Source organism: Mycobacterium sp., assembly GCF_049280035.1.
GTDB lineage: Bacteria > Actinomycetota > Actinomycetes > Mycobacteriales > Mycobacteriaceae > Mycobacterium.
Map to the genome: position 1 here is coordinate 1 of NZ_JBAPPI010000028.1, position 8,175 is coordinate 8,175.

Annotated in this window: 5 protein-coding genes; 3 read left to right on the forward strand and 2 right to left on the reverse strand. The window is 67.1% G+C overall.

The features are described 5' to 3' along the window. The coding region (locus WAN71_RS00965; RefSeq protein WP_422223538.1) for a DHA2 family efflux MFS transporter permease subunit at positions 1-2,809 on the reverse strand (2,809 nt) is incomplete at its 3' end. Positions 2,810-2,985: 176 nt separating this feature from the next. Between WAN71_RS00965 and WAN71_RS00970 the strand changes: the two genes are divergently transcribed. Next, on the forward strand, positions 2,986-4,761 hold the full coding sequence (locus WAN71_RS00970; protein WP_422223539.1) for a serine/threonine-protein kinase PknH/PknJ: 1,776 nt from the start codon (positions 2,986-2,988) through the stop codon (positions 4,759-4,761). A 201-nt stretch (positions 4,762-4,962) separates the two neighbouring features. Here the strand turns inward: WAN71_RS00970 and WAN71_RS00975 are convergent, their stop codons facing one another. After that, complete coding sequence (locus WAN71_RS00975) at positions 4,963-5,160, reverse strand: hypothetical protein (protein WP_422223540.1); 198 nt, start codon at positions 5,158-5,160, stop codon at positions 4,963-4,965. Between the two features lie 363 nt (positions 5,161-5,523). Between WAN71_RS00975 and WAN71_RS00980 the strand changes: the two genes are divergently transcribed. Next, complete coding sequence (locus WAN71_RS00980) at positions 5,524-7,488, forward strand: protein kinase domain-containing protein (protein WP_422223541.1); 1,965 nt, start codon at positions 5,524-5,526, stop codon at positions 7,486-7,488. 103 nt (positions 7,489-7,591) lie between these two features. Continuing rightward, the coding region (locus WAN71_RS00985; RefSeq protein ID WP_422223542.1) for a serine/threonine-protein kinase at positions 7,592-8,175 on the forward strand (584 nt) is incomplete at its 3' end.

Sequence of the window (8,175 nt, forward strand, 5' to 3'; positions counted from 1 at the left end):
CGTGGGCAAGCGGGCCTCGCCGGTGCACGACGGCCCGCCGCTCCAGTAGATCCACACTGACACAACGGAATTCGTGCGGCAGTTCCTCGATGATCTGCCCGCCAAATGCACCGCGAAGGGCGGCCAAGGTGCGGCGCCCGCGGATCAATCCCTTGGACGGCAGCGTGTAGTCGCTGGTCGGGTTGCTGCGGATGAAGTATTCGTAGATGGTCGCGTCTACCGCGGCCGCGTCCCGACCGGTGGCTGCAAGCCCCGCGATGATCGCCCCCATACTGGTCCCTGCATAGCGGTCGATCGTCACCCCCGCCGCCTCCAACTCCTCCAGCACGCCAAGATGGGCGAAAGCCCGCGCGGCCCCACCGCTAAGGACCAGCCCGACCGAACGGCCTGCGATGCGGGCGGCAAGCGGGCGTAGGTCGGCCGTCGCATGCGCCGAGCGGACCTGATGCACCGAGCGCGGCGTCAGCAATTCCTCCCAGGCACAACGCTGTTCACGGTCGGCGGGCGGCCCTGCGAGCACCAGGTCGGCGCCCGCCGCTCGTGCCGGCAGCCGTTCCGACGGGGGTGTCGGGTCAGTCGTTACGAGCACGACGCGATCGGCCGAGCGCAAGCAGAAGTCCCGCCAGTCCGCGTCGTCCGCTGCCGCGTGCAGCACCACCTTGTCCGCCACCCGCTCGGCGCGTTCCAAACCGTCGCGATCTACGCGGCCCGGGTTCACCACCTGTAGCCGACTCGATAGCGCGTCGACCAATTCGGTGGCCACCATCGATACGGGCGCGCCGGCGTCGACACCGACGATCGCGACGACCACCTCAGATGTCGGTGTCCGCGCGACGACGGGCGGCGGGTTCTGGTGCAGTCGGGTAGCCAGGACCCGCAGCAGTGATGCGAGGACGCCCGCGTCGGTGATCTTGTCGAATTCGGCCTTGGTGAGCCGCACGAGCGTGGAGTCGCGCATGGCGCGAATCGACGCGGACCGGGGCGCATCGATGAGAAATCCGAGCTCGCCGATGACTTCACCGCGGCCCAATTCCCTGAGTACGACGTCGTTTTGGAGCACCTGCAATCGTCCGCTACGCACCACATATAGGGAGTCGGATGGTTCACCCGCGTGCAAGAGATACGAGCCCGCCTCCAACTCAACCTGCTCGGCGTGGTCTCGCAGCTCTGCTAGGGCGGCCGGGTCCAGCCCGGCAAACAGCGGCAGGGTGCCGAGCGGATCGACCTCGCCGGCTGCGGTCGGCCGGACCTCGGCGAGTGCGGCGTGCCGGGGCGCCGACCGCGCAGCCATGGGATCCATCTGCGGTGCGGGCTCGACCGCGCCCGCGGCTGCGGTATCGCTGCGGGTGCGGCCTAGCGACACCCCGCCGATCGCCACCGCGACAAAACAGACTGCGGCCAGCACCCAACCTCGCCGCAACGCTTCTTCGGCGGCGCCGCGAGCCGGCGTGCCGACCACGATCACCAACACCGCGACGCCGATCACCGCACCGAGCTGGCGGGTGCTGCTGACCACCGCCGACGCGGTCGCGTAACTGCCGCCCGCGGTCAGCCCCGCCAGGGCGGCACTGCCGAGTATCGGCAGCGTCGCACCGACCCCAATGCCCTGCAAAAGTTGGCCGGGCAGCCACTCCGTCAGGAAATGCGGTGTGGGCCCGACACGTTCGATGTACCACAGCAGGCTGCTGGCCCAGATCAGTGCGCCGACGATGATGATGGGGCGGTATCCGCGCCGGTCGGCGACGCGGCCCAGGACCGCGGCGACAACCGCGGCGACGAACGCGGCGGGCGCCACCGCCAGGCCCGCGCGCAACAAGTTGTACCCCCACACGTAGTTCAGGAACAACACATGCGTCAGCAGGTAGGCATAAAACCCGGCACTGGCGATCAGTGTCAGCGTGTTGCCGGCCGTAAACGACCGAATGCGTAGCAACGCGGGCTCGATCAGCGGCGTCGGAACGCTCCGCGAGCTCAGTACAAAGCCGACCATCGCGACCACCCCGGCCAGAAACGACCCGATGGTTGCGGGGCTGACCCAGCCCCAGTCCGGTCCCTTGACCAAGCCAAGCGTCAGGCACCCGAGCGCAAGCGCCAGTAGCGCCGCACCTCGTAAATCGGGCACGCGCCGCCGTCCAGAGGCGCGGCTCTCGACCAACCCGCGCCGAGCCACCACTACCGCTGCAAGCCCCAGCGGCAGATTCACCAAAAACACCCAGCGCCAACTTGATGCGTCGACGAGAGCACCGCCGATGGGCGGACCGAGGCCCGACGCGATGGCCGCCGCTGCGCCCCACAGGCTCACTCCGTGTGCGCGGCGCGCCGCGTCGAAACTCTCGACAACGAGCGCCAGTGACGCCGGTACCAAGATCGCCGCGCCGATGCCCTGCAGCACCCGGAATGCAACCAGCTGGCCGACGGAATCGGCGGCCGCGCAGAGGCCGGACGCGGCGGTGAACAACACCACACCGTAGATGAACATCCGCTTGCGCCCGAGCAGGTCAGCGAGCCGGCCGCCAGCCACCAGAAAGGCGGCGAAGGCGATGTTGTAGGCGTTGAGCACCCACGACAGGCTGCTGATGTCGCTGTGGTGGAAGTACCGCTGGATGGCCGGGAAAGCAATGTTGACGATCGTGGAGTCGAGAAACGCCAGGAAGGCGCCGAAAGCCGCGACCAGCAGCACCGCCCTCGATGACGGTTGCCGGCGTTTGGCGAGCGGGATGGGCGGCTCACCTGGCCCTTGGCTTCGTCTGCCCGCACGGACCACGTCCGCATCAACGGTAGCGGCGCCCCGGCCACCCCTGTTCGCCATGAGCACCCCTATTCAGTGCGGCTATTGCCGACGCTGTTGACGCCGCAATTGTCGCTGAACAGTCCCCGATGAGTCTGGCGAATTAGGGATGTGTGACCTGCCCGGCTAGCGTTTCCTGAATATGAACGTGTCGCTCGATTTATGGTGTTTCCGACCGTGGCTGCCGGGAGGCTGATGTGGACGGGACCCCGTTTGGGCGGTACCGCTTGGTGGAGTTGTTGGGCCGCGGCGGCATGGGCGAAGTGTGGCGGGCCCACGACACCGACACCGATCGCATCGTCGCCGTCAAAGTCTTACCCACGCATTTGTCTGAAGACGAGGAATTTCAGCGGCGTTTTCGCCGGGAGGCCCATGCGGCCGCCCGACTGAACAACCCGCACGTCATTCCGATCCACAACTACGGCGAAATCGACGGCCGCCTCTATGTCGATATGCGGCTGATCGAGGGCCGTGACCTCGAAACCGTGCTCGCCGACGGGCCGCTGGATCCCGCCCGCGCGGTGCGCATCATCGACCAGGTCGCCAGGGCCTTGCATGCCGCCCATAAAGTCGGCCTGATCCACCGCGACATCAAGCCGTCGAACATCCTTCTCGATGCCGACGACTTCGCGTATCTGATTGATTTCGGGATTGCCCGCGCGATCGATGAGACACGAATGACCAAGTCCGGCAACACGATCGGCACTTTCGCATACATCGCACCTGAGCGTCTCGACGCCCGAGCAGAAGAGGATGGCCGCGCGGACATCTACTCATTGGCCTGTGTGCTGTATGAGTGTCTGACCGGACAGCCGCCTTTTCCTGGCGACTCGATGGCGCATCTGGTTACCGCACACCTCACCACCCCGCCGCCTCGACCCTCGACCGCCCAACCGAATGTGCCCTCGGGGGTCGACAATGTCATCGCGACCGGTATGGCCAAAGACCCAAACCACCGCTATGCCACCACCATCGAACTAGCCGACGCCGCCCGCGACGCGATTACCGACCCCATCGGCCGCCCGACACCAACTCCTACACAGCCACCCACCGAGCAGACGTCAAGTCCTGTCCCGCCAGCAGCGGTCACGAAGTACCGACAACCACAACCCGCGCACAGCCCATGGTCCCCACCGGCTATCACATACCCTTCTGAACCGCTCGCCCCCGGGATGGCGGGTTTCGGATCCGAACGGCAGACCGCTGAGCCGGTCCCGAGACCGCAGCGCCAACGCCGGGTGGGCGTCATCGCCGCGGTCGTCGCGACGGTTGTGGTCCTAGCCTCCGGCATCATCGGCATCACCGGCTACCTCCTGCTGAAGGACCGGCACCCCGCCGAAACCCCAACGGCGCAACCTGCACCACCGCAACCCGCACCACATTCGAGCCCGGCCTCCAGCACCCTCCAGGCGCCCCCGCCCCCGCCAAGCGCGCTGAACGGGCTGCTGCTCAGCCCCGACCAAATCAACACTGCGATGGGCACCACCGACATGAGTTCCGTTGGCACGATGACAACGATGCCCGACAACAGCTTTGCGGTGTCGGACCAGGCGTGCCTACCCTTGTCGGCGGCGGCGGAAGCCAAGGTTTATGCCGGCAGTGGGTACACCGCCGTGCGCGCTCAGGTGGTCGCAAAGGCGCAACAAAACGCGGTGAATCAGGCCGTCGTGTTGTTTTCCTCCGCCCAGGATGCCGGCTCGTTCTTCACCGCCTCCGCAGAAGGCTGGCAGGCCTGCTCCAATCACCAATTCACCCTTACCGCTAATGGCAATTCGCAGGTGAACACCGTGGGGCCGGTTTCCAACACCAACGGCACGTTGAGCGCCACTGTCACGCCCGCCAACAGCCTTGGGGCCTGCGAACGGGCGCTGACCGTGGCCAACAACGTCGCGATAGACGTCACCGCATGTCTCGGCCCACAGGGCGCCGCCGCCAACATCGCCCACCAGATCGCCGCCAAAGTGGGGCGCTAACCGCGGCCAACAACGTCATCATCGACGTCCTGGCATGCGTCGTCGACGGGCCCGCCGACCGCTGCCGGAGTCAACATCGCGCATCAGATCGCCGTCAAAGTACCCACACCGTAGTGACGTTCGCTTATCGGCCGCCAGACAGACGACGGCGCCGGTGGCGGTCACCTGCGCGGACCGCCACCGGCGCCAGCCGGTGATGCTTTAGTGCCAGTGGATGTTGGCCGAACCGGGGTGCACGCCCTGCCAGTGCAGCGCGGCGTGACCATTGTTGGGGCCGCCGATGACGCCGCCCTGGTAGGTCTCGGCCGACGCGGTCGCAGCGGTGGCCAGCGCGCCCAGCCCGATGGCAGCAGCAGCAACGGAAGCGGCGGCGAACTTGGCGAAACGGTTGGTGATCATGTTGGATTCCTTCGGTGTAGGTGTTCCGGGGCTTTCCCGTTGACAACAGAATCTGATGACCACCTAAAAAGATTCTTGCAACATTCTGGGTGACTTCTGCATGCGCATCAGACCACCGATTTAACCGGAAATCGCCAGACCAGCCGCCCAGCAGCCCCGCACCCGCACCGGCGGCGAACTCACCAACGCGCTGTTAGCTGCCGGAGCGAGACGGCCCCGTCGAAACGGGTGCGCCCAACGCGCATCTCGCCAAATGGTCCGCGGCCGCGCCGGCGCGACGGTGGACCGCGATGACCTGCGCGGGCATCAGCTGAAGCGATATCGTTCATCGAGCTTGCGGGGCTTTCGCGACAGGAGGCTTGAGTGCAGGGCACGCCGTTCGGTCGCTATCGCCTGATCGAGTTGGTGGGCCGCGGCGGCATGGGCGAGGTGTGGCGCGCGCATGACACGGCGGCCAACAACCGAACTGTGGCAATCAAACTGCTGCCGCCACACTTGGCCCAAGACCACACGTTCGTCGCGCGGTTCCGCCGCGAAGCCGATGCGGCAGCGCGGCTGAACAACCCGCACATCATCCCGATCCACAACTACGGCGAAATCGACGGGCGGCTGTATGTGGACATGCGGCTCATCGAGGGCCGCGACCTCCAAGAGGTGCTGGCCGACGGGCCGCTGGAATCGAGCCGGGCGGTGCGCATCATCGAGCAAGTCGCCAAGGCACTGCACGCCGCGCACAAAGTCGGCCTGATCCACCGCGACGTCAAACCCTCCAACATCCTGCTCGACGACGATGATTTCGCCTATTTGATCGATTTCGGCATCGCCCGCGCCGCCGACCAGACCGGTCTCACGGGCACCGGCGCCATAATCGGCAGCTGGCCCTACATGTCCCCGGAGCGGCTGCGAGACGGGCAGGTCGATGCCCGCTCCGACATCTATGCGTTGGCGTGCGTGCTCTATGAGTGTCTGACCGGCAGCGCGCCTTATCCCGGAGACAATTTCGAACAGCAAATCACCGCGCACTTGACGGAGCCACCGCCGCGCCCGTCGAGCACCGATCCCAACATCCCCAAGCAGGTCGACCAGGTAATCGCCACCGGCATGGCCAAAGACCCCGACCAGCGTTATGCCACCACCGTCGAGCTAGCCGACGCCGCCCACGACGCCATCACCACCCCGCTGGCACCACCCGCCCCCACCCTGCTCGGCGACGCGCCCCGACCCGCACCTGCGCCCACCCGCCGTCACGATCAGGTGCCACCCATGCAGCGGCCCGCACCCGCCGCGCGGCAACAGGCCGGCTACCCGGCCCAACCCGCGACCCAACAACGCCCACCCGGCTGGCCGCCTGTCCCACAAACCCGACCCGCCGACCGGCCGTCCTCTCACATCGGTACATCGCCACCGCCGTGGCACCGCCCACGCCGGCAGGTGATGGTGGCGTTGATAGCCGCGATCGTCGTGGTCCTGGTCGCCGCCGGCATCACCGGCTACCTGCTGCGCCCAGCCCCAACCCAAACCCCAACCGCGCAGCCCGCGCAGCCTTCGGGGCGAACCGGGCGGCCCGCAGCACCTGCGGCGCCAACCGTGCTGCCGTTCACCGGCCTCAAAAACCCCGACGGTCTGGCGGTGGACACCGCCGGCAACCTCTACGTCACCGACAATGGCAATAACCGGGTGCTGAAACTGGCGGCGGGCTCGGCCACCCCGATCGCGCTGCCCTTCACCGGCCTCAACGACCCCCGCGGTGTGGCAGTGGACGGCGCCGGCAACCTCTACGTCAGCGACACTCAAAATAATCGGGTGCTGGAACTGGCGGCGGGCTCGAGCACCCCGATCGCGCTGCCCTTCACCGGCCTCACCTACCCCGAGGGCGTGGCGGTAGACGCCGCCGGCGCCGTCTACGTCCCCGACGGTGGCGATCGGGTGGTCAAACTGGCGGCGGGCTCGAGCACCCAGACCGTGCTGCCGTTCACCGGCATCAACAACCCCCGCGGTGTGGCCGTGGACACCGCCGGGAGCGTGTACGTCGCCGACCTTCAGAACAATCGGGTGCTGATGCTGGCGGCAGGCTCGAGCACCCAGAGCGTGCTGGCCTTGACCGGCTTCGACGGCCCCCAGGGTGTGGCGGTAGACACCGTCGGCGCCGTCTACGTCACCGACTCTGGCAACAATCGGGTGGTCAAACTGGCGGCGGGGTCGAGCACCCCGACGGAGCTGGCCTTCACCGGGCTCAACAACCCTCACGGTGTGGCGGTGGATGCCGCCGGCAACGTCTACGTCGCTGACGTTGGCAATAGTCGAGTGCTGAAACTGGCGGCGGGGTGACGCTGGGACGGCGGGCGCTGGCGGCAACTGTAAGTTTTTAGCTTCCGACCTCGATGCGGCGGCTTAGAGTGTCGCTCGACGGCACTAGCCAGGGAGGCCGCCTATGGAGGGCACGCCGTTTGGGCGTTACCGGCTGGTGGAGTTGCTGGGCCGCGGCGGGATGGGCGAGGTGTGGCGCGCGCGTGACACGGCGGCCAACAACCGAACTGTGGCGATCAAGCTGCTGCCGCCACACCTGGCCCAAGACCACACGTTCGTCGCGCGGTTCCGCCGCGAAGCCGATGCGGCCGCGCGGCTGAACTCCCCGCACGTGATTCCGATTCACAATTACGGCGAAATCGATGGCCGGTTGTACGTCGATATGCGGCTGATCGAAGGCCGCGACCTTCAGACCGCGCTCGCTGATGGGCCGCTGCCACCCGGGCGCGCGGTGCGCATCATCGAGCAAGTCGCCAAGGCACTGCAGGCCGCGCACAGGGTCGGCTTGGTGCATCGCGATGTCAAGCCCTCCAACATCTTGCTCGACGAGGACGACTTCGCCTACCTGATCGATTTCGGCATCGCCCGCGCCGCCGACCAGACCCGAATGACCGGCACCGGCAACATCATCGGCAGCTGGCCCTACATGTCCCCGGAACGGCTGCGAGCAGGCCAAGTCGACGCCCGCGCCGACATCTACGCGTTGGC

Bases quoted from the DNA above. Each gene is read 5' to 3' on its own strand.
- WAN71_RS00975 (WP_422223540.1), bottom strand. From the start codon at position 5,160: ATGATCACCAACCGTTTCGCCAAGTTCGCCGCCGCTTCCGTTGCTGCT.